Raw genomic sequence first — 25,782 nt, forward strand, 5'->3', positions numbered from 1 at the left:
AAGCGTTCCCGCTTCCGACGCCACGCGCGGTGCCAATCTATCGGGCGGTTCCCAGGCTGGCATACATTCCGTTGGTGCGGAATTGCGTCGGGTTGATGCCGTAGAGGCGGCGGAAGACCTTCGAAAAGTAATTGGCATCCTCGAAGCCGCACATGATGGCGACTTCCTTGACCGGCAGGAAATCGGCCTTCGTGAGCAACTTCGCCGCGCGCTGCAGTCGCTGCTGCAGCACGAATTCGGCGGGCGGAAGACCTTCACTCTCGGCGAAGCAGCGCGAGAAATGCGCGCGGCTCAGGCCGCTGATCTCAGCGAGATCGGCAACGCGGAGCGGCCTGTCGAGATTGGCCCTGATGTGATCGATGACCGGCTGCATGGCGCTCTTGTCGTCGGTGACGGCATGCGAGCCGAAGACATCGTCGTAGAGCGCCATGGCTGCTTCATAGGCGACGGCCGAGGCGGCTCCCGGCGAGACCGCGCCCGTGATCAGCCGCACACTGCAATCAGCTAGATGATCGATCGTCGAGGGCTGCAGCCGCAGCACCGGACCGACGGCGGCAAGGATCGACTTGTGGATGCGCAGTGCCTCCTCGCCGTTCATCGATATCCAGAAGAACTCCCAGCGTTCGCCCTTGGCCAGCCAGTAACGGTGGTTGTGCGGCACGAGAACCAGCAAAGTGTCGCCCTTTTGCAGGCGGTAGTTCCGGTTCTCGTAGCGCAATCGGCCGGTGCCGCTGATCGTATGCTGGAGCACGGTAAACGGCGTCAGGCCGCGCTTGCGCCCATCCCAGTCGTAGACCTCGTTCTCGCGCACTTCATAGCCGGTGCTTGTCGGCATGGTGTGTAGGCGCTGGCGCCCGCGCGGCAGCGATACCGTCCTGCCCGCCGGCCCGATGTCGATCAAGTTCCGCAGCACAAAATTACCCCTAAAAGCATAATCCTTCTCTGGTCGCGTGCCGAATAAGGCGCATAATCCCTCGAGAAAAGCAAAAGAAACCGCGGTCAAAGAGCGGATGGGAGGAAGTGCCGGATTCCAGCCTGCATAGCGTGGCAGGCGGGCCAGGCCTCTTTTCGCCGCCTTTGCCCTAGTGTTCGATCAGGTCGAGGTGAGGCTGATGAGTTTCAAGATCGCTATCATCGGTGCGGGAAGCGTCGGGTTCACCAAGAAGCTCTTCACCGACATTTTGTGCGTTCCTGAATTCAGGGATGTCGAATTCGCATTGACCGATCTCAGCGAGCGCAACCTCCAGATGATCAAGTCGATCCTCGACAGGGTCGTCGAATTCAACAGGCTGCCGACCAAGGTTACGGCAATGACAGACCGCCGTGCTGCCCTCGAGGGCGCCCGCTACATCATCAGCTGCGTTCGCGTCGGCGGTCTCGAAGCCTATGCGGACGATATCCGCATTCCCTTGAAGTATGGCATCGACCAGTGCGTCGGCGACACGATCTGCGCCGGCGGCATCCTCTATGGCCAGCGCAACATTCCGGTGATCCTCGATTTCTGCAAGGATATCCTCGAAGTCGCCGAGCCTGGGGCGAAATTCCTGAACTACGCCAATCCGATGGCCATGAACACCTGGGCGGCGATCGAATATGGCAGGGTCGATACCGTCGGCCTCTGCCACGGCGTCCAGCATGGCGCCGACCAGATCGCCGAAGTGCTCGGCGCCAAGTCGCGCACCGAGCTCGACTACGTCTGCTCCGGCATCAATCACCAGACCTGGTTCATCGACCTGCGTCTCAACGGCCGCAAGATCGGTAAGGACGAACTGGTTGCCGCCTTCGAGGTGCACCCGGTCTATTCGCAGCAGGAAAAGCTGCGCATCGATGTCCTGAAGCGCTTCGGCGTCTATTCGACCGAAAGCAACGGCCATCTTTCCGAATACCTGCCCTGGTATCGCAAGCGGCCGGACGAAATCACCCGCTGGATCGACATGTCCGACTGGATCCACGGCGAGACCGGCGGCTACCTTCGTTATTCGACCGAAACACGCAACTGGTTCGAAACGGAGTTCCCGCAATTTCTGGAATCCGCCGCCAGGCCGATAGACCCCGCCAAGCGCTCCAACGAGCATGCCAGCCACATTCTCGAGGCGCTGGAGACGAACCGCGTTTATCGCGGCCATTTCAACGTCAAGAACAACGGCATCATCACCAACCTGCCGCAGGACGCGATCGTCGAGTCGCCCGGCTTCGTCGACCGCTTCGGTATCAACATGGCCTCCGGCATCACGCTGCCGGAGGCCTGCGCCGCCACTTGCATTTCCTCCATCAACGTCCAGCGCATGTCGGTTCATGCGGCGATCTCCGGCGATATCGACCTGCTGAAGCTCGCGGTCCTGCACGACCCGCTGGTCGGCGCGGTTTCGACGCCGGAAGAGGTTTGGCAAATGGTGGACGAAATGGTCGTCGCCCAGGCTCGCTGGCTGCCGCAATATGCCGATGCGGTGCCGGCCGCGAAGGAACGGCTTTCGAAATCCAGGATCAAGACCCGCGAATGGGCCGGTGCGGCAAGGCGCGACGTCCGTTCGATCGAGGAATTGCGTGCGGAAAAAACGGCTCTCAAGCAGGCCGTCTGAATTTCGCCAGAACGGATCGCGGCAAGCTTTCGGGAGGATTTTCCGCACCAGTCTGTACATTCGTTCGAGGAGAAATGGAGCGGCGTCAACGCGCTCCTGAACAACAGGGAGGAGAGACGATGAGGAATTTTCGAAACATTGGCATTCTCGCCGGGCTGGCGCTTAGCGTCTCGGCCTCGGCGCTGAACGCGTATGCATCCGAGCCGACCGTGCCGCCGGTGCCCGCGCAATTTCCCGCCGAGGGAAAGATCAAATACGTCGCGCGCGACTCCATCCTGGAGTTCAAGGCACTTCCGGAATACCACGAACCCGATTGGGTCACCGACAAATACGTCAAGGCAGGCAAGCTGCCGCCGGTCAAGGACCGGCTGCCGAAGGAGCCGCTGGTCTTCAAGACCGGCAATATGCCGGACGGCGTCGGTGTCTACGGCGATACGATGCGTCATGTCATCGGCGGCCGGCCGGAGGGCTGGAACTACGGCGCCGGCCAGACGCAGGGCTGGGGCGGCATCGACATCGGCCTTTCCGAATGCCTGACGCGCACCGCGCCGCTGTTCCAGGTCGAGGCCAAGGACACGGAGCCGCTGCCGAACCTCGCCAAGAGCTGGGACTGGTCGAAGGACGGCCACACGCTGACGATGCATCTGGTCGAAGGAGCCAAATGGTCGGACGGCGTTCCGTTCAACGCCGACGATGTGATGTTCTACTGGGACGACGAGGTGATCGACCCCAATGTGTCGCCGCTGAACGGCGCGACGCAGGAGACCTTCGGCGTCGGCACGACGTTGAAGAAAATCGACGACTACACCGTCGAGTGGACGTTCAAGGACGCCTTTCCGAAACAATACCTTTACGCCATGGCTTACGGCACCTTTTGTCCGGGCCCGTCGCATATCCTCAAGCCGCAGCATCCGAAATATTCGAAGAACACCTACGAGCAGTTCAAGAACGCGTTCCCGCCGGAATATATGAACATGCCGGTGATGGGTGCCTGGGTGCCGGTGGCATACCGCCCCGACGACATCATCGTCATGCGTCGCAATCCGTACTATTGGAAGGTCGACGAGAAGGGCAACCAGCTGCCGTATCTCAATGAACTGCACTACAAATTGTCGACCTGGGCCGACCGCGACGTTCAGGCGGTATCGGGGGCGGGCGACTTCTCCAATCTGGAGCAGCCAGAGAACTTCGTCGCCTCGCTGAAGCGCGCGGCGCAAAAAGACGCACCGGCACGGCTTGCGTTCGGCGCGCGGCTGATCGGCTATAATCTGCGCATGAATTTCTCAGCCAATGGCTGGGGCAACCCCGACGAGCGCGGACAGGCGATACGCGAGCTGAACCGCAACGAGGACTTCCGCAAAGGCGTCACCATGGCGCTCAACCGCAAGGCGCTCGGCGACTCGCTGGTCAAGGGTCCGTTCACTGCCATCTATCCGGGCGGCTTATCCTCGGGCACGAGCTTCTACGACCGGAAGTCGACGGTCTACTACCCCTTCGATCTCGAAGGCGCTAAGGCGGAACTCGCCAAGGCAGGCCTGAAGGACACGGATGGCGACGGCTTCGTCAATTTTCCTGCAGGTACCGCCGGCGGCAAGAATGTCGAGATCGTGATGCTCGTCAACAACGACTACACCACCGACAAGAGCCTTGCCGAAGGTGTCGTCGCCCAGATGGAAAAGCTAGGGCTGCGGATCGTGCTGAACGGACTCAACGGCACCCAGCGCGATGCCTCGCAATACTCCGGCCGCTTCGACTGGCTGGTACGGCGCAACGATCAGGAGCTGACTTCCGTCGTCCAGAATACCGATCAGCTGGCCCCGGTCGGTCCACGAACCAGCTGGGACCATCGTGCGCCGGAAAACGGCGAGGTCGATATGATGCCTTTCGAGAAGGACCTCGTCGACATCGTCAACAAGTTTGTCTCGTCCGCGGACAATGACGAGCGCGCCAGCCTGATGAGAAAGTTCCAGAAGATCTCGACCGAGCACGTCTACAATGTCGGCCTGACGGAATATCCCGGCGCGCTGATCATCAACAAACGCTTCTCCAACATCCCGCAGGGCACGCCGATCTTCATGTTCAACTGGGCCGAGGATTCGATCGTCCGCGAGCGGGTCTTTGTCGCTGCCGACAAGCAGGCCAAGTACGAGCTGTTCCCCGAAGAGCTTCCCGGCAAGCCCGGAGACAAGGGCCCGATGAACTAGGTTTACCTCCCCTGACTGAGAACTCCGGCGGCGCCGCTGGGGGGGGCCGGACAAAGCAAACCTCCGTACGCTCAAAGAGAGCGACCGGCCAGACAAGGAAGCGGACCGACCGATGTTGCGATTCCTGCTCACGCGCATAGCGTCGGCGATCCCGGTCCTCGCCATTCTGAGCCTGGTCACCTTCGCCATCATCCAGGCGCCGCCGGGCGACTATGCCGACTACATCCGCTCGCAGTTGATCAATCAGGGCGGGGCCTCATTCGCCGAGGCCGACGCGCAGGCCAAGGCCTATCGGATAGAACACGGTCTCGATAAGCCGCTGCCCGTCCAGTATTTCAACTGGATCGGCGGCATCATCACCCGCGGCGATTTCGGCTACAGCCTCTATTACAACAAGCCGGTGGCCGATGTGGTGGGCGAGCGGCTGCCGCGCACGCTGCTGCTGGCGCTGGTGTGCCATCTGCTGGCCTCGGTCCTCGGTATCACCTTCGGCATATGGGCGGCGACCAGGCAGTACAGCTGGATCGACAGTACGCTGTCAGCGATTTCCTTCCTCGGCATGACGGTGCCGCGCTTCCTGATGGCGCTGATCATCGTCTATCTGCTGGTCTTCCAGTTCAACGTTTCCGAGATCGGCAGCTTCTTTTCGCCGCAATTTGGCGGGGCGCCGTGGTCCTGGGCGAAGTTCGTCGATCTCGTCCGGCATGTCTGGCCGGTTGTCGCCATCGCCACCTTCGGCGGGCTCGCCTACAACATGCGGGTGATGCGCGGCAATCTGCTCGACACGCTGAACGCGCAATATGTCGAAACCGCTCGCGCCAAGGGCCTTAGCGGCGGTGCGGTCGTGATGCGCCATGCGGTGCCCAATGCGCTGCATCCGCTGGTCATGTATCAGGGCGTGGTGCTGCCCTATATGCTGACCGGCGAGATCGAGACCGCGATCATCTTTGCCCTGCCGACCGTCGGCCCGGCGATCGTTGGCTCGATGGCGGTCGGCGACGTCTATGTCACGGCGACATTCATGATGGTGCTGTCGGCGACGCTGATCGTCGGCAACATCATCGCCGACATGCTGCTCGTCATGCTCGATCCGCGTGTGCGCCAATATGCAGGGTCCTGAGATGCTTGCTTTCGAGCCCTCGCTGCCGCCACTTGCCGAGGAACCGGCCAAGATCAAGCCGCGCGGCAATGAGAGTTACATCGCGCTCGTCTGGCGCCGCCTGAAACGGTCCTGGACCGGCATGGCCGGGCTCATCCTGGTCGCGTTTCTGGTGCTGCTGGCGGTGTTTGCCGACTTCTTCGCACCGATGGATCCCAAGGTGACCGATGTCGGCTTCGCCCCGCCGCAGATGATGAGCTTCCATGACAAGGACGGCAACTTCGTCTTCCAGCCACGCGTCTATGCCCTGGCGGATTCGGAAGACCTCGACCCGGTCACCTTCCAACCCGTCGTCGGGCCGGACTACGACCATCCGCGGCTGCTCGGCTTCTTCGTCAAGGGAGCGGAGTACAGACTGCTCGGCCTGCTTCCCGCGAACCGGCACTTCTTCGGCTCGACCGACGGCCAGCCGGTGCACTTCCTTGGCACCGACAAATTCGGTCGCGATGTGCTGGCTCGTGCGATCTATGGTTCGCGCATCTCGTTGATGATCGCATTGACCGTGGTCTTCATCGTCACCGTGATCGGCACGACGGTCGGCATGGTGTCGGGCTATTTCGGCGGCACATTCGACGTCTGGGTCCAGCGCTTCGTCGAACTGGTGCTCGCGTTTCCGCAATTGCCGCTTTATCTGGCGCTGACCTCGCTGGTTCCGGTGACGGCGCCGACGAATGTCTTCCTGGCCTTCGTGATCGTTGTCATGTCGGCACTCGGCTGGGCGCAGATGTCGCGCGAAGTGCGCGGCAAGACCCTGGCACTGGCGCGGATTGATTACGTTCGTGCGGCGATGGCGGTCGGCGCCACAGATGGCCGCATCATCATGCAACACATTTTTCCAAACGTGATGAGCCACGTGATCGTTGCGGTCACGTTGGCAATCCCCAGCGTGGTTCTGCTCGAATCCTTCCTCGGTTTTCTCGGCTTCGCGGTGAAGCCGCCGCTGATCTCCTGGGGCCTGATGCTGCAAGACACCGCGACGTATTCGGTCATCGGCACCTATCCCTGGATCCTCTCACCGGTCGGCTTCGTGCTTGTCACCGTCTTCGCGTTCAACGCGCTTGGCGATGGACTGCGCGATGCGGTCGATCCTTATTGAGCATGAGATGATGCAACACGCGCTCGTCAAATCCTTCGCACCGCCTGTCCGGCTCGACCATGACGGCCGTTCGGAAAACCCGGTCATTGATGCCCGCAACATCGCCGTCGATTTCAAGGTCGAACACGGCATGATCGAAGCCGTCAAGGACATCTCCTTCCAGCTCTATCGCGGCGAGACGATCGCCATTGTCGGCGAGTCGGGATCGGGCAAGTCGGTGACGGCGCGCACCGTCATGGGACTGTTGTCGAAGCGCGCAGTCGTGTCGCCGAAATCGACTGTCGAATACAACGGGGCCAACATCCTGAAATTTTCCGAGCGTGCGCGGCGCAAACTGCGCGGCGACCGCATCTCGATGATCTTTCAGGAGCCGATGAGTTCGCTTAACCCGATCTACACGATCGGAAGCCAGATCGTCGAGGCGATACGGGTGCATCGCAAGATGAGCCGCAGGCAGGCCGAAGCAAGAGCGCTCGAGCTGCTGCAGCAGGTACAGATTCCTGAGCCCCAGGCGCGGCTGAAACAATACCCGCACCAGCTTTCCGGCGGCCAACGCCAGCGTGTGATGATCGCCATGGCGCTGGCCAACGATCCCGATGTGCTGATCGCCGATGAGCCGACGACGGCGCTCGACGTCACGGTTCAGGCGCAGATCCTCAATCTCATCCGAAACCTGCAGAAGAAACTGCGCATGGCGGTGATCCTGATCACGCATGACCTGACCGTGGTGCGGCAGTTCTCCGACTATGTCTACGTCATGCAGCATGGGGAGATGCGCGAGCACAATGTGACGGAGAAGCTGTTCGCCAATCCGCAGCATCCCTACACCTGTCACCTGCTTGCCTCCGAGCCGCGCGGCCAGGCAAATCCGTTGCCGGAAGGCGCCGACGTTATTCTTGAAGCTAGGAATGTGCGCGTCTCCTTCATGCTGCGGCATGGCACGTTCATGAGGCCGGACCTGCGCGAACTCGTCGCCGTCGACAGCCTCAGCCTGACCCTTCGACGGCACGAGACGCTGGGTCTCGTTGGCGAATCCGGATCGGGCAAGACCACCTTCGGCGAGGCGTTGCTCAGGCTCAACACCACCGACAGCGGCGAGATCTATTTCGATGGCCGGCCGATCCATGGCTGTTCGCGCGCCCAGATGCGGCCGTTGCGGTCGCGCATGCAGGTCGTCTTCCAGGATCCGTTCTCGTCGCTCAACCCGCGCATGACGATCGGCCAGATCATCGAGGAAGGGCTGGTCGTCAACCGCATGGGCGCCACCAGGAACGATCGGATCGAGCGGGTGCGCGAGGCGCTGATCAGCGCCGGCATGCCCGGCGATATCCTCTCGCGCTTCCCGCACGAGTTTTCCGGCGGCCAGCGCCAGCGTATTGCGATTGCCCGCGCCGTCGCGCTCGAACCGGAATTCATCGTACTCGACGAGCCAACATCGGCGCTGGATCTCTCGGTCCAGGCGCAGATCATCGAATTGCTGCGCAAGCTGCAGCGCGAACGGGGCCTGAGCTACATCTTCATCTCGCACGACCTCAAGGTCGTGCGGGCGCTGTGCCACCGCGTCATCGTCATGCAGCACGGCAAGATCGTCGAAGAGGGGCCGGTCGACGAAGTCCTGTCCCATCCCAAGACCGCTTACACCGAACGGCTGGTCAAAGCCGCTTTCGAGGTAGCCTAATTGCTTATGCCGGAGGTTGTTGTGGCAAGAAATCCCAAGGTCGCTTTCATCGGAGCTGGCTCGACGGTGTTCATGAGGAACATCGTCGGCGACATATTGCAGCGTCCGGCTTTATCCGGCTCGACGATCGCGCTGATGGACATCAATCCGCAACGGCTCGAGGAAAGCGCAATCGTCGTCGGCAAGCTGATCTCGACGCTTGGCGTAAAGGCCAAAGCCGAAACCTATTCGGACCAGCGCAAGGCGCTGGCGGGCGCCGATTTCGTCGTCGTCGCCTTCCAGATCGGCGGCTACGAGCCCTGCACGGTAACCGATTTCGAAGTTCCGAAGGAATACGGGCTGCGCCAGACCATCGCCGATACGCTCGGTGTTGGCGGCATCATGCGAGGCTTGAGAACCGTGCCGCATCTCTGGAAGATCTGCGAGGACATGCTCGCGGTCTGCCCGCAGGCGATCATGCTGCAATATGTCAACCCGATGGCGATCAACACCTGGGCGATCGCGGAGAAATACCCCGACATCAAGCAGGTCGGCCTCTGCCATTCGGTGCAAGGTACGGCGATGGAACTGGCGCATGATCTCGATATTCCCTACGAGGAGATTCGCTACCGCTCGGCCGGCATCAATCACATGGCCTTCTACCTGAAGTTCGAGCATCGCCAGCCGGACGGCTCCTACCGCAATCTCTATCCGGATCTGCTGCGCGCCTACAGCGAAGGGCGGGCGCCGAAGCCGGGATGGAATCCGCGCTGCCCGAACAAGGTGCGCTACGAGATGCTGAAGCGCCTCGGTTACTTCGTCACCGAGAGCTCCGAACATTTCGCGGAATACACGCCCTATTTCATCAAGGACGGGCGCGAGGATCTGATCGAGAAGTTCGGTATCCCGCTCGACGAATACCCGAAGCGCTGCATCGAGCAGATCGAACGCTGGAAGGGGCAAGCGGAAGCCTATCGCTCGGCTGACAAGATCGAAGTGGAGCAGTCGAAGGAATATGCGTCCTCGATCATGAACTCGGTCTGGACCGGCGAGCCGTCGGTGATCTACGGCAACATCCGCAACAATGGCTGCATCACGTCATTGCCGTATAATTGCGCGGCCGAGGTGCCATGCCTCGTCGACGCCTCCGGCATTCAACCCACGTTCATTGGCGACCTGCCGGTGCAGCTCACCGCGCTGATCCGCACCAATATCAACGTCCAGGAGCTGACGGTCCAGGCGCTGATGACCGAGAACCGCGAGCACATCTATCATGCGGCGATGATGGACCCGCACACGGCGGCCGAGCTCGACCTCGACCAGATATGGTCGCTGGTCGATGACTTGCTGGTTGCGCATGGCGATTGGCTGCCGGCCTGGGCGCGTGGAGCGCGCAGCGTTCGGGCGGCCTGAGGCGCAGGGCTGTCTATTTCACTCGCCTATGCCGACCATAGGGCCGGCTTCGAAAGCGGAGCGGCGTTGCCGGCAGATGTTTCGAAATCAAAGAGCTTCTGCGTTACGAGAGCAGCCGCTCCCCTTGCCCAGGAATTGTCCTCCCAGTCCAGCAGCATTGGTGGTGCCGCGCGAAAGGTATTTTTCCCAAGCGTCAGCCGCATTGGGCCAAACAGCGCATCGCCAAACGACACGGCTTCACCGCCGACGACAATGACCTCCGGGTCGGTGATGTTGACAAGATTGGCGAGATGCCGGCCGATGCCATGTCCGGCTTCTTCGAGAATGGCGACGGCTCGCGGTTCGCGGTCTGCCAAGGCTGCCATAAGGCTGACTTTGCTATCCGTTTCGTCGTGCCCGGTGGCTTCGCGCCAGGTGCGCAGGATCGCCGGCTCGGCGTAATAGGCCATCAAGCATCCGCGTTTTCCGCACTCGCAAAGGCGGCCGTTCTCCTCATAAGAGCTGTGGCCGAACTTGCCGGCGGCACCGTTCGCGCCGCGATAGAGTTTGCCATCGAAGACGAGCGCGCAGCCGATTCCGACACCGATCGCCAGCACAGCCATATGGCGGTGCTGGCGTCCGAGGCCGAAGAGTTGCTGGGCAATGGCATAGGCATTGGTGTCGTCCTCAAGCCACACGGGGACGTCCACCAGTTCGGCCAGCATCGGGCCAAGGGGAACGTTGTCCCAGTTGTAGCGATTGCTGCGGATACACACAGCCTTCTGGTTGTCTATGACGCCAGGCATTGAAATGCCGATCCCGGCAAGCTTGGCAGCGGGCCGATCGACAATGGAAATCAGCTCCGGTACCGCCTTGGCCAAGGTCGCTATGATGTGGTCGGGATCGCTGTCCGAGAGCTTGACGCGCAGAGAGCCCAGCGGATTGGTCGCAAGATCGGTGACCACGCATTCGACCGATCCGACCATCAGCTTGAAACCTATGGCAAGGCCGTTGGCATAGTTGATATCCACCGGGATAGGGCGGCGCCCAGCCGAGCCCACGACTGTCTTGCCTTCGATCAGCAGGCCATCCTCGATGAGGTCGGCCACGACGAAGGTGACCGCTGCCGGACTAAGGCCGGTAACTGACGCTATGTCGGCCCGGCTGCGCGCTCCTTCCTGCCGCAAGAGATTGAGGATCAGTCTGCGGTTCATCGCCCGAGTCGTGCTCGGGTCACCCTTGAGCTTCACGGATCCGCTTTCTTAATTTTGTAAATTAATTATTGCCTCTCGAGAAAACATATGCATAAGTTTGCCCGACTGTTCAACACCCGAACCGGGGGTCAGCGAAATTAATCCGGTTAGCAATGTCACCGCGCTCTGAAGGAGCGGGCAAGCATATTCCCTTGCCCGGGAGGTGAGCCGTGCCGTTGAGAAGAACAACCGTGCCGGCCGGTGTGCCAGTAGAGAATTGACAACACGGGAGGAGTAACAATGACGTTCAAGTGGATTGAAAAGCCGTCGACGCGGCGCAATTTCCTGAAGGGAGCTGGGGGCATTTCCGCTGGAGCCCTCGCGGGCTTCCCGATGCCGGCACTCAGCCAGTCGAGCGAAGTCACCATCATTTCAGACGAAAACAATGCCGATGCCCTGCGGATCTTGCGGCGCATCGCGGCCGACTTCGAGAAGCAGTCCGGCACCAAGGTTGTGATCAACAATATGGATCACGAGGCCCACAAGACCGCGATCCGCAACTACCTTGTCGCCGGCGCGCCGGATGTCTGCTTCTGGTTCTCTGGAAACCGTATGCGCGCCTTCGTCACCCGCGGCCTATTCGACGACATTTCGGATCTGTTCGAGAAGGGAAAGTACAAGGACGTGCTGGGTGCCACGACCGGTGCCGTCACTGTCGACGGCAAGCAGTATGGCCTGCCGACCGGCGGAACGATGTGGGGCATGTTCTATCGCAAGGACGTCTTTGCCGAGCACGGACTGACGGTGCCGGCGACCTGGGACGAATTCCTCGCTTACGGCCAGAAGTCCAAGGCTGCCGGCCTTATTCCCGTCAGCATCGGCACCAAGGAACTCTGGCCGGCGGCCGGATGGTTCGACCAGATGAACCTGCGGATCAACGGTCTCGACAAGCACTTTGCCTTGATGAACGGCAAGATGGCTTACACCGACCCGGCGCTGACGCCTGTTTTCGACCACTGGGAAGAGCTGATCAAGCAGGGTTTCTTCACCCCGGATCAGACGTCGTTCGGCTGGCAGGAGGCCGGCGCCTTCCTCGCCCAGAAGAAGGCCGGCATGATGAATCTCGGTGCCTTCGTGAAAGCTACTTTCCCTGAGCAGGATCTCGAGCAGCTGACATTCGCCCCTTTCCCGAAGATTGACGGCGCCCTCGACCGCTACGAAGAATTCTCGGTCAATTCGGTCCACATCCCGGCCAACGCCAAGAACAAGGCGGGTGCCCGCGAGTTCCTCGCCTTCTTCTACCAGCCGGAAAATTTCGGCCCCTATCTGGAGCCTGGCGGCAACGTTCCGCCGCGCAACGATCTTCCGGCCAGCAAGGACCCGCTGGTCAACGCGGCTGTGGAAAGCCTGAAGACGGTGGCCGGCACGTCGCAATATTACGACCGTGACACCGATCCCGATATGGCCCAGGCGGGTTTGGTCGGCTTCCAGGAATTCATGGCCAAGCCGGAGCGCCGGGATGCCATTCTTCAGCGTCTCGAGGGAACTCGTCGCCGGATCTTCAAGATCTAGCGCCTCCCAGCGGAGGGGAGCGGGGTTCGTGCTCTGCTCCCCGATGCTTTCCGTGAATGAGGTCCCCCAAAATGACGAAGCTTTGGCGCCGCCATCGCTGGTGGCTGACACCGACACTTCTGATCCTGCCAGCCGCTGTGCTGTTTTCCGTCGTCATTCTGGCCTCTGCGGTCGAGAGCCTATGGATCAGCCTGCACGAATGGGACGGCTTCAGCCCGATGGTCTGGATCGGCCTCGGCAACTACCGCGAACTGTTCGCCGACCCGCAGTTCTATGTTTCGCTGAAGAACAATCTGATCTGGTTGGTGATGTTCATGCTGGCGCCGCCGCTCGGCCTCGCCATCGCGCTGCTCGTCAACCAGAAAATCCGCGGCATGCGCCTGCTCAAATCGCTGTTCTTCATTCCGCTGGTGCTGGCTTCGGTTGCCGTCGGCGTTGTCTTCACCTGGGTCTATACGCCGGAATTCGGACTTCTCGCCCTGATCTTCCGCACCTTCGGCGCGACCGCCCCGGCAGTGCTGTCGGATGAAAACTTCGTCACCTTCGCCGTCGTGATCGCAGCGTTGTGGCCGCAGATCGCCTTCTGCATGGTGCTCTATCTCGCCGGCCTCAACAATCTCAGCGAGGACCTGATCGGCGCCGGGCGGGTCGACGGCGCCAGGGGCTGGAACATGCTGCGCCACATCGTGTTGCCGCAGCTGACGCAGGTCACCTTTATCGCCATCGCCGTCACTGTTGTCGGCGCACTGCGTTCCTTCGACATGGTCTCGGTGATGACCAGCGGCGGCCCCTTCGGTTCGTCCGAGGTGCTTGCCTATCAGATGTTCGAGCAGTCCATATTTTCCTACCGCTTCGGCTATGGCGCGGCCATTGCCTCGGTGCTGTTCGTGATCATGGCGGTCTTCATCGCCTGGTACCTGACGCGGATGATCCGCGCCGATGAAAGAGGCGGCTGATGTTTCCCCGCCCGATTCCCGAGACTGCTATTTGGCAGCGTGGCCTCTATGTCGTGCTGGTGGTCGGCATCCTGATTGTCTGGCTGGCGCCGCTCTTTGCCATCATCCTTACCTCGTTCCGCTCTACACAGGATGTCATGGGCGGCAATCTGTGGGGCTGGCCGACCCAATTCGGCCTGGTCGACAACTACACGGCGGTCTTCACCCAGACGCCCATGGCCCGCTACTTCCTCAACAGCCTGACGATCACAATCCCCTCGGTGATGGGCGTTCTCATCTTGAGCACGCTCGCCGGGTTCGTGCTCGCCCGTTACCGGTTTCGCGGCAATATGCTCGTCTTCGCCCTGTTCGTCGGCGGAAACTTCCTGCCGCACCAGATCATGATGATCCCGGTGCGCGATCTCATGGTGCGGCTCAACCTCTACGACACGATGGCGGCCCTGATCATCTTCCATATCGCCTTCCAGACCGGGTTTGCGACACTGTTCATGCGGAACTTCATCGCCGCCTTGCCGGGAGAACTGTTTCAGGCCGCCAGGGCCGAGGGCGCGACGCCGTTTCAGACATTGGTACATGTCGTGGTCCCATTGGTGCGGCCGGCTCTCGCGGCGCTGGCCATCCTGCTCTTCACCTTTATCTGGAACGATTATTTCTGGGCGGTCGTGCTGACCATCAGCGATACCGTCAAACCGGTAACCGCCGGCCTCGCCAACCTGCGCGGCGAATGGGTCTCGGCCTGGAACCTGATCTCGGCCGGCACCATCGTCGTGGCTTTGCCGCCGGTTGCCATGTTCTTCCTAATGCAGAAGCACTTCATCACCGGCCTCACCATGGGAGCGGTCAAGGGATGAGCGACCATGACTTCAAGGCGTCGCCCACCCGATCCGAAACTGATTTCGCAAGCAGGGCTCCATGACCAGTCTTGAACTCCGGCAGATACAAAAGAATTATGGCAGCTACCACGCGCTGCGCGGCATCGATCTCAGCGTCGAACAGGGCGAGTTCATTGTCACCGTCGGGCCGTCCGGCTGTGGCAAGTCAACGCTGTTGAAGATCATCGCCGGGCTTGAAACCGTCTCGACCGGTAAGATTCTGATCAACGGCCGTGATGTCACCACCACCGAGCCGGGTGAGCGCGGCATTGCCATGGTCTTCCAGTCCTATGCGCTTTACCCGCATATGACCGTCGCCGAGAACATGGGTTTCGGCCTGCGCATGGCGCATCGCCCCAAGGCCGAGATCGATGCCGCCGTGCTGCGAGCCGCCAAGATCCTTCGCATTACCGACCAGCTCGACAAGCGGCCGAAACAGCTTTCCGGCGGCCAGCGTCAGCGAGTGGCGATCGGCCGTGCGATAACCCGCTCGCCCGACGTGTTCCTGTTCGACGAACCATTGTCCAACCTCGACGCAGCGCTGCGCACGCAGATGCGCGTCGAGCTTTCCGATCTGCACGCCAGGCTCGGCGCCACCATGGTCTATGTCACGCACGACCAGACCGAGGCGATGACAATGGCGAGCCGTATCGTCGTGCTCAATCGCGGCTCGGTCGAGCAGGTGGGCGCTCCGCTCGAACTCTACCGCAATCCGGCCAATCTCTTCGTCGCGGGCTTCCTCGGCGCACCCCGGATGAATTTTTTCGAAGTGACCGTCGCCGCTGTCTCCGGCGGTGCCGCCACGCTGTCGACCGCCGGTCTTTCTCCTTTGACTGTCGAACTGACGGAAGCGGCATCCGTACAGGTCGGCGATAGGGTGACGATGGGGATTCGGCCGGAGAGCATCAGCTTGGCCGCGGAAGGGACAGCGAGTTTTGCAGGACGGGTGCGGCTGGTCGAGCATCTCGGCCGCGAGACCATCCTCTATGCCGACGCGGGCCCGCTGCAATGCGTCAGTTCCGAAAGCGGCAGCGGCAACGTCACCGTCCAGATCGGCCATGCGAGTGCCGTCGCTGCCGACGCGACCGTCGGCTTCAAGGTCGAGCCGCGTGACGTCTATCTCTTTTCCTCTGTCGATGAGCGGACAATCAGTGCCCGCAAATCCACCATCACCGACTGATCTGCAGGAGTATCCTTCGTGAACAAGACTTCAAGAGGCCGCGCCCTGTCGGTCTGGCGCACGATCCAGACCGACCGCTTTCTGGTCGGCGCGCCGCACTATCCCGAACATGTGGACGAGAGTTACTGGGACAACGACGCCCGGCGCATGGCCGAGGCCGGCTTCAACGTCGCCCGCCTCGGCGAATTCGCCTGGCACATTTTCGAACCGCGTGAAGGCACCTTCGATTTCGACCTGTTCGACCGGGCAATCGAGCGCCTCGCGCGTCACGGCGTCAACACGATCCTGTGCACGCCGACCGCCACCCCGCCGCGCTGGCTGACGGCAAAGCATCCGGAAATCCTGCGGCTTGATGGAAATGGCCGGTCGATGGGCCACGGCTCGCGCCAGTATGCCGACACCAGCAGCCCGGTGTTTCGCGACTATAGCCGCAAGATTACCAGGGCGATGGCGGACCACTACCGCGACAATGCAAATGTCATAGGCTGGCAGACCGACAACGAACTCAACACCAGCATGCCGGAATCCTATTCGCCGTCGGCGTTGAAGGAATTCCAGGCTTATCTCCAGGAAACCTACCAGACGATAGACAGGCTGAACTTCGCCTGGGGTGGCGATTTCTGGGCGACGGCTTACGGCGATTTCCGCGAAATTGTCTTCCCGCTGGATTTTTCCCCGTCCTTTCCCGGTCCCGGTCACCTCCAGGACTACCACCGTTTTCTCGCCTTTTCGACAGCACGGTTCCAGCACGACCAGGTCGAGATCCTGAGAAAAGCGAATGCCAGTTGGTTCATCTTCCACAATCTCGGCGGATTGCGTGACATCGACTTTCGCGGCCAATTCTCCACCGATCTCGACTTCGTCGGCTACGACATCTATCCGTTCCTCTATGACGAGTTCTTTCGCCTCGGCAATCACGCCAAGATCCAGGCGCTGCATCTCGACATCTGCAGGGGATTTTCCGGCAACTACATAGTGCCGGAACAACAGTCGGGTTTTGGCGCCCAGCCGGGCTTCTGCACGCTGACGCCGGAGCCGGGCGAAATGCGACGCATGGCGATGTCGTCGGTTGCGCGTGGCGCCGATGGGATTATGTTCTTCCGCTGGCGTCCCGCACATTTCGGCGCCGAGATATACTGGATGGGCATCATAGACCATGATGATGTCGCTCGCCGCCGCTATGACGAAGCCAGGCAGTTCGCCACCGAGATGACGGCGCTTAAAGACAAGATCCTGGGCACCCATGTGCGGATGGATGTCGGCATCGCCGGCTCGGACTTCGACAATCAGGAAGCCCACAAGACCTTCCCCATCGGCCTGCCAAGTCCGCAGGATGATGCAATCTTGCTGCATCAGTATTGCTATGACCGCGGCATCGCCTGCGGCTTCATCCACCCGGAAGACGATCTGTCGAAGCTCAAGGTGTTCTACGTGCCGCATTGGGTGATCTGGAAGGACAGCTGGACCGAGCGGCTGCAAGTCTTTGCCGAAAATGGCGGTACCGTCATCATCGGCGCGCGCACGGGAACCCGCGACGAAAACAACCACGTCATCCGCGAGACAGCGCCGGGCCGGTCGCTGTCGAAGTTGACCGGCGTTCGCGTCGAGGATTTCGGGCGGCTGGCGGCACCTGGGGCCAATGGCCTGTTCAATACGATGTCGCGCTCCGGCGGGCTCGTCATTCCTCCCGACAGACCGGCCGAATCCAGCCGCCGTATCCGTCGTTTTACCGTCGGAAACCACGAGTTCGATGCCGGTTATTTCTATGAGAACCTCGCAGTCGAACCGGAAGTCGAAATTGTAGGGGTTTGGTCGAACCGCTACGCGGCAGGAACGCCTGCAATTACCTCCCGCGCCGTCGGCAAGGGCCGTGTGCTCTATGTCGGCACTTATCTAACCCCGGAGCTGACAGCTCAACTCGCTAAGCGCACTTTCGTGGATGCGAATGTGGAGCCTCTGGTTCCGGATCTGCCGGACGGCGTCGAGGTCACAATGCGCGAGAATGACGAACGCCGGCTGTTGTTCGTGCAAAACATCAAAGACACGCCCGTTACGGTAACCGGCGTTCCCTTCGGCAGCAACCTGCTCGATAGCGAAGGGCCTGTCCCCGGAGTGTTGACGCTGGACGGCTATGGCTGCGCTGTCCTCGAATTGATCTGAGCATTGTAGCGGACGTTAGCCATACGAAACCTGAGTACTCTTTGATCCTGGAATTCGACCGCCATCGGCAGCACGCCGGGCATCGATCCATATCGAACCGGCGCTTTGAACGTGCGCAAGGAACGGCCGGCGAACTGCTGTTGCTCCCATTCAACGACGGCAGTTACACTACCGGCGCGACCATCGGAGCCGATGGCGGCATCTCGTTTCATCCTTGTGAGCGCCATGAATTTCGACATTTCCGTCCGAACCGAGGCCTTCCGCAGCCGGATCGCCGATTTCGTCGAGCGCGAAATCCTGCCGCTCGAGGCTGACAAGGCTTGCTATGACGGCCATGGCAATATTGCGCTGCCGCTGCTTGAAACGCTGCGGGGCAAGGCGAAAGCAGCCGGCCTGTGGTGCCTGCAGCTGAAACCCGAGACCGGCGGGGCCGGCCTTTCCAAGGTGGATATGGCCGTCTGCTATGAAGAGATGAACCGCTCGATCTTCGGTCCGGTCGTGTTCAATTCCGCGGCCCCCGACGATGGCAATATGATGATGCTGGAACGGTTGGGAACGCCGGAGCAGAAGCAAAGATGGCTGAAACCGATCGTCGAGGGCAAGGTGCGCTCGGCCTTTGCAATGACGGAACCGCACCCGGGCGGCGGCTCCGACCCGTCGATGATCATGACCAGAGCCGAACGGCGCGGCGACAGATATGTCGTCAAAGGCCGCAAATGGTTCATCACCGGCGCGCAAGAGGCGAGCCACTTCATTCTCATTGCGCGCACTTCGGACGATCCGCGTCACGGCCTTTCGGCCTTGCTGTTCCACAAAGACCAGCCGGGCTGGCGGATCGTGCGGCGCATCGAAATCATGGGACCGGAAGAACATGGCGGCCATTGCGAGCTGGAGTTCGACGGCCTGGAAGTCCCGGTCGAGGACGTGCTTGCCGGCGAAGGCAGCGGCCTCCGGGTTACCCAGGTCCGGCTCGGTCCGGCGCGGCTCACCCATTGCATGCGCTGGCTCGGTCTTGCCAAGCGCTGCATCGAGATCGCGCGCGCCTATGCCGCCGAGCGTAGCGGTTTCGGGCAGCTTTTGGCCGACCGTGAGAGTATCCAGCTGATGCTCGGCGACCTTGCCATGCGCATCGAGATCGGGCGGCTGCTGGTGATGAAGGCGGCCTGGGAGCTCGATCGCGGCGGCTTTGCCCGCAAGGAGGTCTCCATGGCCAAGATCCAGGTCGCCAATGTGCTGCATGACGCCGCCGACGTGGCGATCCAGATCAACGGCGCCCGCGGCTATTCGAAAGACACTGTACTCGAATGGATCTACCGCTACGCCCGCCAGGCTCGCCTGGTCGACGGCGCCGACGAGGTCCACAAGATGGTGCTCAACCGCTTTCTCGACGAGGAAGGTGCGGGCTTCTGGCGCTGGCATGTCGAAGCCGGCAGACAAGACGAAACAGGTCGCGGCGGGAACCGCTGAGCTGGCAATGAGGATAGATTTCGATCCAGTACGCCTGGAGGATTTTCTGAGAGCGCATTTTGGCGATGGCCAAATGTCGCTTGAGCGGATCGTCGGCGGCCAATCCAACCCGACCTATTTCGTCGACTATGGCGGCCGCCGCATGATTCTGCGCAAGAAACCTCCGGGACCGATCCTGCGCGGCGCTCATGCGGTCGATCGCGAGTACCGGGTGATCGAGGCGTTAGCATCGACAAAGGTGCCGGTGCCGCGGCCGGTGCTCTATCACGACGGCGACGAGCCGCTCGGCACGCCGTTCTATCTGATGCAGCGGCTCGACGGCCGGGTGTTCCACGATGGCGCGTTGCCGGGACTGGCGCCGGACGAGCGGCGCGGCATCTATTTCGGCATGGCCGAGGCGCTGGCAAAGCTGCACGCAGTCCGGCCGGAAGAGGTTGGGCTCGGCGACTATGGCCGTCCCGGGAACTATTTTGAGCGACAGATCGCGCGCTGGACCAGACAGTTGCGGGAATCGCCGAGCGAGCGCAGTGCCGCGCTCGAAGCCGTCGCCGAATGGCTGCCGCGACATCTTCCGCCAGATGACGGCCACGTTTCGATCGCGCATGGCGATTTCCGTCTCGGCAATCTCATCTTCCATCCTGAGCGGCCCGAGGTGATCGGCATACTCGACTGGGAGTTATCGACCCTCGGCCATCCGCTTGCCGATGTCGGCTTCTGCTCGATGCCCTGGCATTCCTCATCGGACGAATATGGCGGCGTCCTCGGCCTCGATCAGGCAGCCCTCGGGATTCCGACACAGCGCGAATTCCTCGATCATTACTTCGCCCGCGCCGTGCCGACGGCGCCGTTGCAGCGGTTCCATCTGGTGTTTGCCATGTTCCGCTTTGCCGTGATCTTCGTCGGCATCGCCGACCGCGTGCTGGCCGGCAGCGCGGTTGCGGCCGATGCGGCGGATGTGGCACCGCTGGCCGGCTGTTTTGCTGCACGTGCCATGGAAGTCATCGACGGCGCGCGGCCCTGGTGACGCGAGGCTGGCAGTCGGCTGAGCGAGTTGCAGCGATACGCGTTCAGTTCATGCGAACTTCCGGTTCGGCAAGCAGTGGAATCTCCAGGCCACGCCGCAAGCCGGTCGCCACGACCGACACCCTGAATTTTCCGGCGAGTGCCTTGTCGAAGATGGCGCCGACGATGATGTCGGCATCGTTGTCGACCTCCTCGCGGATGCGGGTAGCGGCTTCGTCGACCTCGAACAGCGTCATGTCCATGCCGCCCGATATCGAGACAAGGACTCCCTTGGCGCCCATCATCGAAGCTTCGTCGAGCAGCGGGTTGGCGATTGCCGCTTCCGCTGCCTTCTTGGCGCGGCCTTCTCCGGCGGCTTCGCCGGTTCCCATCATGGCGCGGCCCATGTCGCGCATCACCGACTTCACATCGGCGAAGTCGAGATTGATCAGGCCTTCTTTGACGATCAGATCGGTGATGCAGCCGACACCCGCATAGAGGACCCGGTCGGCCATGGCAAAGGCGTCGGCGAACGTGGTTCTGGCGTCGGCGATCCTGAACAGATTCTGGTTGGGAATGACGATGACGGTATCGGCGCTTTCGCGCAGGCGCTCGATGCCCTCATCGGCAGCGTACATGCGGCGCCTGCCTTCGAAGACGAATGGCTTGGTGACGACGGCAACGGTCAGTATTCCGGCTGCCCGCGCTGCCTGTGCTATAACAGGCGCGGCACCAGTGCCGGTTCCGCCTCCCATGCCGGCGGTCACAAAGCACATGTGCGTTCCAGCAAGGTGATCCATGATCTCGTCGATGGATTCCACGGCCGCGGCACGGCCGACCTCGGGCAGGGACCCGGCGCCGAGACCTTCGGTGATATGAGCGCCCAACTGGATCAGCCTCGTTGCCTTCGACATGGCAAGGGCCTGGGCATCGGTGTTGGCGACGATGAATTCCGCGCCCTGCAGGCCTTCGGCGATCATGTTGTTGACGGCGTTGCCGCCGCCGCCGCCGACCCCGACGACGGTGATCTTGGGCCTCATCTCCGAGATTACCGGCCTCGTCGCGGTGTTCATTGCCGTTCTCCCTGGATACGCCGAGTGGTCGCTGGAAGCTTGTCCCGGGCGCACTGCGAAAACTCTGAACCGGGCAGTGCGAATCAGGACAGCCCCAGAATGCAGGGAATCAGAGCGCGGAGCGGGCTGCAAGTGCGCGATGTGCCTCATAGGCGACTTGCGTCTGAAAGTTCACGCAATGCGCCTTGATACAGTGCAGATCGCGGCGCGGGGCACCGCACGCTACAACTTCGGCGCGAGGCACTGCGCGACGTGGTCGGCAATCGTCAGGCAGGAGGTCAGGCCGGGGCTTTCGATGCCGAACAGGTTGACCAGGCTATCCACGCCGTGCACCGCCACGTCCTGGACGACGAAGTCGGCATTGGCCTCACCGGGACCGGACAGTTTTGGCCGGATGCCGCTGTAAGCGGGTTGCAGGCTGCCATCGGCTAGGTCCGGCCAGTATTTGCGGATCTCGCTGTAGAAGCGCTCGCCACGAGCCGGGTCGACGCGGTAGTCGAGTTGATCGGTCCATTCGACGTCCGGCCCGAAGCGGGCGACGCCATCAAGGTCGAGTGTCAGATGAACACCGAGCCCGCCGGGTTCGGGCACCGGATAGACCAATCGCGAGAACGGCGCCCGTCCGGCCACCGAAAAATAATTGCCCTTGGCATAATGGAGCTTTGGCACGAATTGCTGATTGAGCCCTTCAAGCGAACCGGCAAGTGCTGCGGCGCCAAGCCCGGCGGCATTGACGAAACGCGGAGTGGCGATCTCGAAGCGCTCGCCGCCGGCAGCGTCCACCGTCTCGAGCACGACGCGGCCTGCTTCGATGCGGCCGGAGGCGATGCGCGTGTTGAGACTAAGTGCCGCCCCGTGCTCCTCGGCGTCGCCCGACAGGGCGAGCATCAGGGCATGGCTGTCGATGATGCCGGTGGCGGGCGACAGCAACGCTGCCGTACACCTAAGGCTGGGCTCCAGCGTATGCGCCTCGGCTTCGCTCAAGCGCAACAGGTCGCCGGCGCCGCAAGCGCGTGCATTGGCCCGGATTGAGGCGAGCACCGGCTCCTGTTCGGCACTTGTGGCAACGATGAGCTTGCCGCAGCGCGCGTGTGGGACCGCCCGCTCCTCGCAATAGCGATAGAGTCTTTCCCGGCCGGCCACGCAGAACCGGGCTTTCAGCGATCCAACCGGATAGTGGAGGCCGGCATGGATGACCTCGGAATTGCGCGAGCTTGTCCCGGTGCCGATAGCGTTCTCGGCTTCCAGGACCAGCGTATCGATGCCGCGCTGCGCCATCTCTCGCGTGATCGCCAGGCCAACAACGCCGGCGCCGGCGACAATGCAGTCGACATGGTCCACGGTTAGGTCAAGCCGAAGTTCTGCATGCGTCCATCCATCCGCTGGCCCTGCCGAAAGCGCTTGACACTATACCGTTCGAGAAAGATGCATCAAACGGCATAACGCACGGGGACCTGCCGAGCCGGACCGGCGGCAGGATTGTTCCGCGTCAGCATCAGGAGCCGTCATGGACGCACGACCGAATTCACCCGAAGCCCGCGACATAAGCTTTCACATGCATGGCTATACGAATGCGCGCAAGCATCAGGAGTCGGGGCCGCTCGTCATCGAGAAGGGCGACGGCATCTATGTCGAGGACCTTGCCGGCAACCGCTATATCGAGGCGATGGCGGGGCTCTGGAGCGTCGCGGTCGGCTTTTCGGAGAAGCGGCTGGTCGATGCGGCAGTACGGCAAATGTCGAAGCTGCCTTACTATCACGATTTCGGCTCCAAATCGCATTCGCCGCTGATCGATCTCGCCGAGAGACTGGTGCAGATGGCGCCGGTGCCGATGAGCAAGGCGTATTTCACCAATTCCGGCTCCGAGGCCAACGATACGGCCATGAAGATGATCTGGTACCGGTCGAATGCGCTCGGCCAGCCGGCGCGCAAGAAGATCATCAGCCGCAAGAAGGGCTATCACGGCGTCACCATCGCCTCGGCAAGCCTGACCGGACTGCCCAACAACCACACTTCCTTTGACCTGCCGATTGCCAATGTGCTGCATACCTCGACGCCGCACCATTGGCGCGAGGCGCTGCCGGGTGAAAGCGAGGAGCTGTTTTCGACGCGGCTTGCCGACGAACTGGAAAAGCTGATCCTCGCCGAAGGACCGGAAACCATCGCCGCCTTTTTCGGCGAACCGATCATGGGCGCCGGCGGCGTCATCGTACCGCCGGCGGGCTACTGGGAGAAGATACAGGCGGTCCTGTCGAGATACGACATCCTGCTCATCGCCGACGAGGTGATCTGCGGCTTTGGCCGAACTGGTGAGATGTTCGGCTCGCAGACCTTCGGCATCAGGCCCGACATCATGGTGTTATCGAAACAGATCTCTTCGTCCTACCTGCCGATCTCAGCCCTGCTGATCAATGACAAGGTATTCGAGCCGATCGCCGACGAAAGCAACCGTATCGGCACCTTCGGCCACGGTTTCACCGGCGGCGGCCATCCTGTTGCGGCAGCGGTCGCGCTCGAGAACCTGAAGCTGATCGAGGAGCGCGACCTTGTCGGCAATGCGCGTGCGGTCGGCGCGCATATGCTGAAGCGGCTGCGCACGCTCGCTTCGCACCCGCTTGTCGGCGAGGTGCGCGGCATCGGCCTGATTTCGGCGGTCGAACTGGTCGGCGACAAGGCGAACAAGGCGCCGTGGGGGAAGACCAGTGAACTGGGCGGGCTCGTCAACGGCTTCATGCAGCAGAACGGCGTCATCTCGCGCAATATGGGCGATGCGCTGGCTTTCTGCCCGCCGCTGATCATCACCGAGCCGCAGGTCGACCAGGTGATCGACGCGTTTGAACGGTCGCTCGAGGCTGCCGCCAAGCAGGTCCGATCGCCGAGCTGAATAGGCAAAGTCGATTTTGAAACCTGAAAACAAAAACGCCTCGGCGACGGCTGGCAGAAGGTTACCCTCCACACCCGTTGCTGCCGTTTAGTCTCCGTGCTTTGTTTTCGCAGATGAGCCGCTGAATCCTTCCAGTTCCTCGCCGATTCCTGAAAGTGCGTTGACGATCGTCGCCTCGACGTCGCCACGCTGTTTCTGGGGAATCAAGCCAAGTCCTTTTTGTATCGCTTCACGCCAATGTTTCCCCCTGTCCCACGCTTCCGAAAACGCGATGGCGAGATCGTCCTGGCGACGGGTAGCTTCCAGTGCCTCGACCAGAAGTGCTGCCTGGTGGACATCCTTTTCCCGCTTGCCCACGCCGTTTGCGTTGTTCTGTCGGCGCGAGGCAACGATCAGCTTGTGAACCGCATATCGTCCGGGCGACGGTACCACGACAGGCACTCCCGATCGATGCAGCAGCACAGTTCTGATTGGTTCGTGGATCAGGAAATCGAGAAACCGAAGAGGCTGCGCGGATGCACCGCCCAAAGGCGGCATCGAGGTTGCATGATCGGCGTAGTCATCGCTGCCCGTGTTCGGTGTAAGGAACTCGACCTTGTATCGGACTGCGTCCTCGAATTGCGTCGCGTGTCCGGGATCTGATCTGTAAGGGATTTCCCTGAAGGTTGGGTCGATCTCCCTCAAGATTTCGAGGATGGGCGGCAGGCTGTCCTCGACCGCGGCCGACACGGAATGGAATAGGGCGAAGTCTGCATCGCCCGTCTGCAACGCTGCACCGGGCAGCTTTACGCCCAGATAGCCCGCGTAGGACTGAAAGGCGACTGTGCCGACCAGGACGCCGCGTAAGCGGAAGATGCCAGCCTTCCCCAGCGCCTCGACGACATCCCCGGTGAACCTTTCGGGTTCTGTCAGCCCTGCCTCGCGCACGAGCGTGGATACCAGCTTCCTGCGGGCGCGGAGGTCGTCCTTGATCTGACGGAAGGATTCGACGCGTTTTGCAATCTCGGGATCGCTGTCAGGCCCGACATACCGTCGCGTCTTCGTCGGCTGCGTTTCCTCGAAATACCAGTATACCTTGCCCTTGACGGGCACCTTGACGAGATTGCCCGTCGTAGGGAAATCCGTTTCGAAGACTGCGTCCAAGGATCGCTGGACGAGTTCCGCATACATCGTGCGGTAAACGAGGTCGACCGTCTTCATGTCAGGCGGCTCCGGTTATAAGAAAAATGCGGTTCTCTTATAGCGGCATGACCTCAAGGGACGCAAGCGGGAGTTATAAGAAAATCGCGAAAACCTATAACACCGCAGGAGAGGGTCAGGAATCCTTGTTGCCGGC

18 protein-coding genes and 1 pseudogene are annotated in these 25,782 nt (G+C 61.5%); 14 read left to right on the plus strand and 5 right to left on the minus strand.

All coding sequences use genetic code 11. From position 1 onward, the window contains the following. Positions 1 to 37: 37 nt before the first annotated feature. Positions 38 to 1,041: pseudogene (locus tag NKH49_RS06975) on the minus strand (AraC family ligand binding domain-containing protein). Positions 1,042 to 1,112: 71 nt separating this feature from the next. On the opposite strand from NKH49_RS06975, the gene NKH49_RS06980 reads away from it, so the two are divergent. From NKH49_RS06980 to NKH49_RS07005, 6 genes are all read left to right on the plus strand, one after another. After that, complete coding sequence (locus NKH49_RS06980; RefSeq protein WP_352925680.1) at positions 1,113 to 2,579, plus strand: alpha-glucosidase/alpha-galactosidase; 1,467 nt, start codon at positions 1,113 to 1,115, stop codon at positions 2,577 to 2,579. 119 nt (positions 2,580 to 2,698) lie between these two features. After that, positions 2,699 to 4,783 carry an ABC transporter substrate-binding protein gene (locus tag NKH49_RS06985; RefSeq protein ID WP_352541688.1) on the plus strand — a complete coding sequence of 695 codons (2,085 nt, stop codon included), beginning with the start codon at positions 2,699 to 2,701 and terminating at the stop codon, positions 4,781 to 4,783. 112 nt (positions 4,784 to 4,895) lie between these two features. Beyond that, positions 4,896 to 5,903, plus strand: coding sequence for an ABC transporter permease (locus NKH49_RS06990; RefSeq protein WP_352452370.1), 1,008 nt, complete (start codon positions 4,896 to 4,898; stop codon positions 5,901 to 5,903). Position 5,904: 1 nt separating this feature from the next. Next, positions 5,905 to 7,038, plus strand: a complete 1,134-nt coding sequence (locus NKH49_RS06995) for an ABC transporter permease (RefSeq protein ID WP_352467677.1) — start codon at positions 5,905 to 5,907, stop codon at positions 7,036 to 7,038. 10 nt (positions 7,039 to 7,048) lie between these two features. Continuing rightward, entirely contained in the window at positions 7,049 to 8,716 is a 1,668-nt protein-coding gene (locus tag NKH49_RS07000; protein WP_352501439.1) for an ABC transporter ATP-binding protein, read from the plus strand. Positions 8,717 to 8,737: 21 nt separating this feature from the next. Continuing rightward, a complete protein-coding gene (locus NKH49_RS07005) occupies positions 8,738 to 10,108 on the plus strand; it encodes an alpha-glucosidase/alpha-galactosidase (protein WP_352925681.1) in 1,371 nt (456 codons plus the stop codon). Between the two features lie 26 nt (positions 10,109 to 10,134). Here NKH49_RS07005 and NKH49_RS07010 read toward each other — a convergent pair whose 3' ends face one another. Beyond that, positions 10,135 to 11,337 (minus strand): ROK family transcriptional regulator, encoded by a 1,203-nt coding sequence (locus tag NKH49_RS07010; RefSeq protein ID WP_352925683.1) that lies wholly within the window; start codon positions 11,335 to 11,337, stop codon positions 10,135 to 10,137. 243 nt (positions 11,338 to 11,580) lie between these two features. On the opposite strand from NKH49_RS07010, the gene NKH49_RS07015 reads away from it, so the two are divergent. The 7 genes from NKH49_RS07015 to NKH49_RS07045 all read left to right on the plus strand — a co-directional run bounded on the left by NKH49_RS07015 (position 11,581) and on the right by NKH49_RS07045 (position 20,511). Next, a complete protein-coding gene (locus NKH49_RS07015) occupies positions 11,581 to 12,852 on the plus strand; it encodes an ABC transporter substrate-binding protein (protein ID WP_352925685.1) in 1,272 nt (423 codons plus the stop codon). A 71-nt stretch (positions 12,853 to 12,923) separates the two neighbouring features. Beyond that, on the plus strand, positions 12,924 to 13,808 hold the full coding sequence (locus NKH49_RS07020; RefSeq protein WP_023677182.1) for a carbohydrate ABC transporter permease: 885 nt from the start codon (positions 12,924 to 12,926) through the stop codon (positions 13,806 to 13,808). Beyond that, complete coding sequence (locus tag NKH49_RS07025; protein WP_352452362.1) at positions 13,808 to 14,659, plus strand: carbohydrate ABC transporter permease; 852 nt, start codon at positions 13,808 to 13,810, stop codon at positions 14,657 to 14,659. Before NKH49_RS07020 ends, NKH49_RS07025 begins: the two co-directional genes overlap by 1 nt. A 61-nt stretch (positions 14,660 to 14,720) precedes the next feature. Next, positions 14,721 to 15,860 (plus strand): ABC transporter ATP-binding protein, encoded by a 1,140-nt coding sequence (locus NKH49_RS07030; protein ID WP_352473208.1) that lies wholly within the window; start codon positions 14,721 to 14,723, stop codon positions 15,858 to 15,860. 18 nt (positions 15,861 to 15,878) lie between these two features. Then, positions 15,879 to 18,020, plus strand: a complete 2,142-nt coding sequence (locus NKH49_RS07035; protein WP_352925687.1) for a beta-galactosidase — start codon at positions 15,879 to 15,881, stop codon at positions 18,018 to 18,020. Positions 18,021 to 18,245: 225 nt separating this feature from the next. After that, positions 18,246 to 19,487 carry an acyl-CoA dehydrogenase family protein gene (locus NKH49_RS07040; protein WP_352925871.1) on the plus strand — a complete coding sequence of 414 codons (1,242 nt, stop codon included), beginning with the start codon at positions 18,246 to 18,248 and terminating at the stop codon, positions 19,485 to 19,487. Between the two features lie 7 nt (positions 19,488 to 19,494). Next, positions 19,495 to 20,511, plus strand: coding sequence for a phosphotransferase family protein (locus NKH49_RS07045; RefSeq protein ID WP_352925873.1), 1,017 nt, complete (start codon positions 19,495 to 19,497; stop codon positions 20,509 to 20,511). Positions 20,512 to 20,554: 43 nt separating this feature from the next. On the opposite strand, the gene ftsZ is transcribed toward NKH49_RS07045, so the two are convergent. Continuing rightward, the gene (gene ftsZ / locus NKH49_RS07050; RefSeq protein WP_023677189.1) at positions 20,555 to 21,562 is read right to left on the minus strand and encodes a cell division protein FtsZ; all 1,008 of its coding nucleotides are present in this window, start codon (positions 21,560 to 21,562) and stop codon (positions 20,555 to 20,557) included. 222 nt (positions 21,563 to 21,784) lie between these two features. Next, positions 21,785 to 22,903, minus strand: coding sequence for an NAD(P)/FAD-dependent oxidoreductase (locus NKH49_RS07055; RefSeq protein ID WP_352925689.1), 1,119 nt, complete (start codon positions 22,901 to 22,903; stop codon positions 21,785 to 21,787). Positions 22,904 to 23,069: 166 nt separating this feature from the next. On the opposite strand from NKH49_RS07055, the gene NKH49_RS07060 reads away from it, so the two are divergent. Further along, positions 23,070 to 24,446 (plus strand): aspartate aminotransferase family protein, encoded by a 1,377-nt coding sequence (locus NKH49_RS07060; protein WP_352925691.1) that lies wholly within the window; start codon positions 23,070 to 23,072, stop codon positions 24,444 to 24,446. Between the two features lie 87 nt (positions 24,447 to 24,533). On the opposite strand, the gene NKH49_RS07065 is transcribed toward NKH49_RS07060, so the two are convergent. Beyond that, positions 24,534 to 25,646, minus strand: a complete 1,113-nt coding sequence (locus tag NKH49_RS07065; protein WP_352925693.1) for a nucleotidyltransferase family protein — start codon at positions 25,644 to 25,646, stop codon at positions 24,534 to 24,536. Between the last annotated feature and the right edge of the window lie 136 nt (positions 25,647 to 25,782).

Source organism: Mesorhizobium sp. M1088, assembly GCF_040318575.1.
GTDB lineage: Bacteria > Pseudomonadota > Alphaproteobacteria > Rhizobiales > Rhizobiaceae > Mesorhizobium.

Excerpts from the sequence above, each read along its gene's own strand:
- NKH49_RS07040 (WP_352925871.1), top strand. The coding sequence starts at position 18,246 with ATGAATTTCGACATTTCCGTCCGAACCGAGGCCTTCCGCAGCCGGATC.
- NKH49_RS07025 (WP_352452362.1), top strand. The coding sequence starts at position 13,808 with ATGTTTCCCCGCCCGATTCCCGAGACTGCTATTTGGCAGCGTGGCCTC.
- NKH49_RS07030 (WP_352473208.1), top strand. The coding sequence starts at position 14,721 with ATGACCAGTCTTGAACTCCGGCAGATACAAAAGAATTATGGCAGCTAC.
- NKH49_RS06990 (WP_352452370.1), top strand. The coding sequence starts at position 4,896 with ATGTTGCGATTCCTGCTCACGCGCATAGCGTCGGCGATCCCGGTCCTC.
- NKH49_RS06995 (WP_352467677.1), top strand. The coding sequence starts at position 5,905 with ATGCTTGCTTTCGAGCCCTCGCTGCCGCCACTTGCCGAGGAACCGGCC.
- NKH49_RS07015 (WP_352925685.1), top strand. The coding sequence starts at position 11,581 with ATGACGTTCAAGTGGATTGAAAAGCCGTCGACGCGGCGCAATTTCCTG.
- ftsZ (WP_023677189.1), bottom strand. The coding sequence starts at position 21,562 with ATGAACACCGCGACGAGGCCGGTAATCTCGGAGATGAGGCCCAAGATC.
- NKH49_RS07020 (WP_023677182.1), top strand. The coding sequence starts at position 12,924 with ATGACGAAGCTTTGGCGCCGCCATCGCTGGTGGCTGACACCGACACTT.
- NKH49_RS07060 (WP_352925691.1), top strand. The coding sequence starts at position 23,070 with ATGGACGCACGACCGAATTCACCCGAAGCCCGCGACATAAGCTTTCAC.
- NKH49_RS06985 (WP_352541688.1), top strand. The coding sequence starts at position 2,699 with ATGAGGAATTTTCGAAACATTGGCATTCTCGCCGGGCTGGCGCTTAGC.
- NKH49_RS07065 (WP_352925693.1), bottom strand. The coding sequence starts at position 25,646 with ATGAAGACGGTCGACCTCGTTTACCGCACGATGTATGCGGAACTCGTC.
- NKH49_RS07045 (WP_352925873.1), top strand. The coding sequence starts at position 19,495 with ATGAGGATAGATTTCGATCCAGTACGCCTGGAGGATTTTCTGAGAGCG.
- NKH49_RS07000 (WP_352501439.1), top strand. The coding sequence starts at position 7,049 with ATGCAACACGCGCTCGTCAAATCCTTCGCACCGCCTGTCCGGCTCGAC.
- NKH49_RS06980 (WP_352925680.1), top strand. The coding sequence starts at position 1,113 with ATGAGTTTCAAGATCGCTATCATCGGTGCGGGAAGCGTCGGGTTCACC.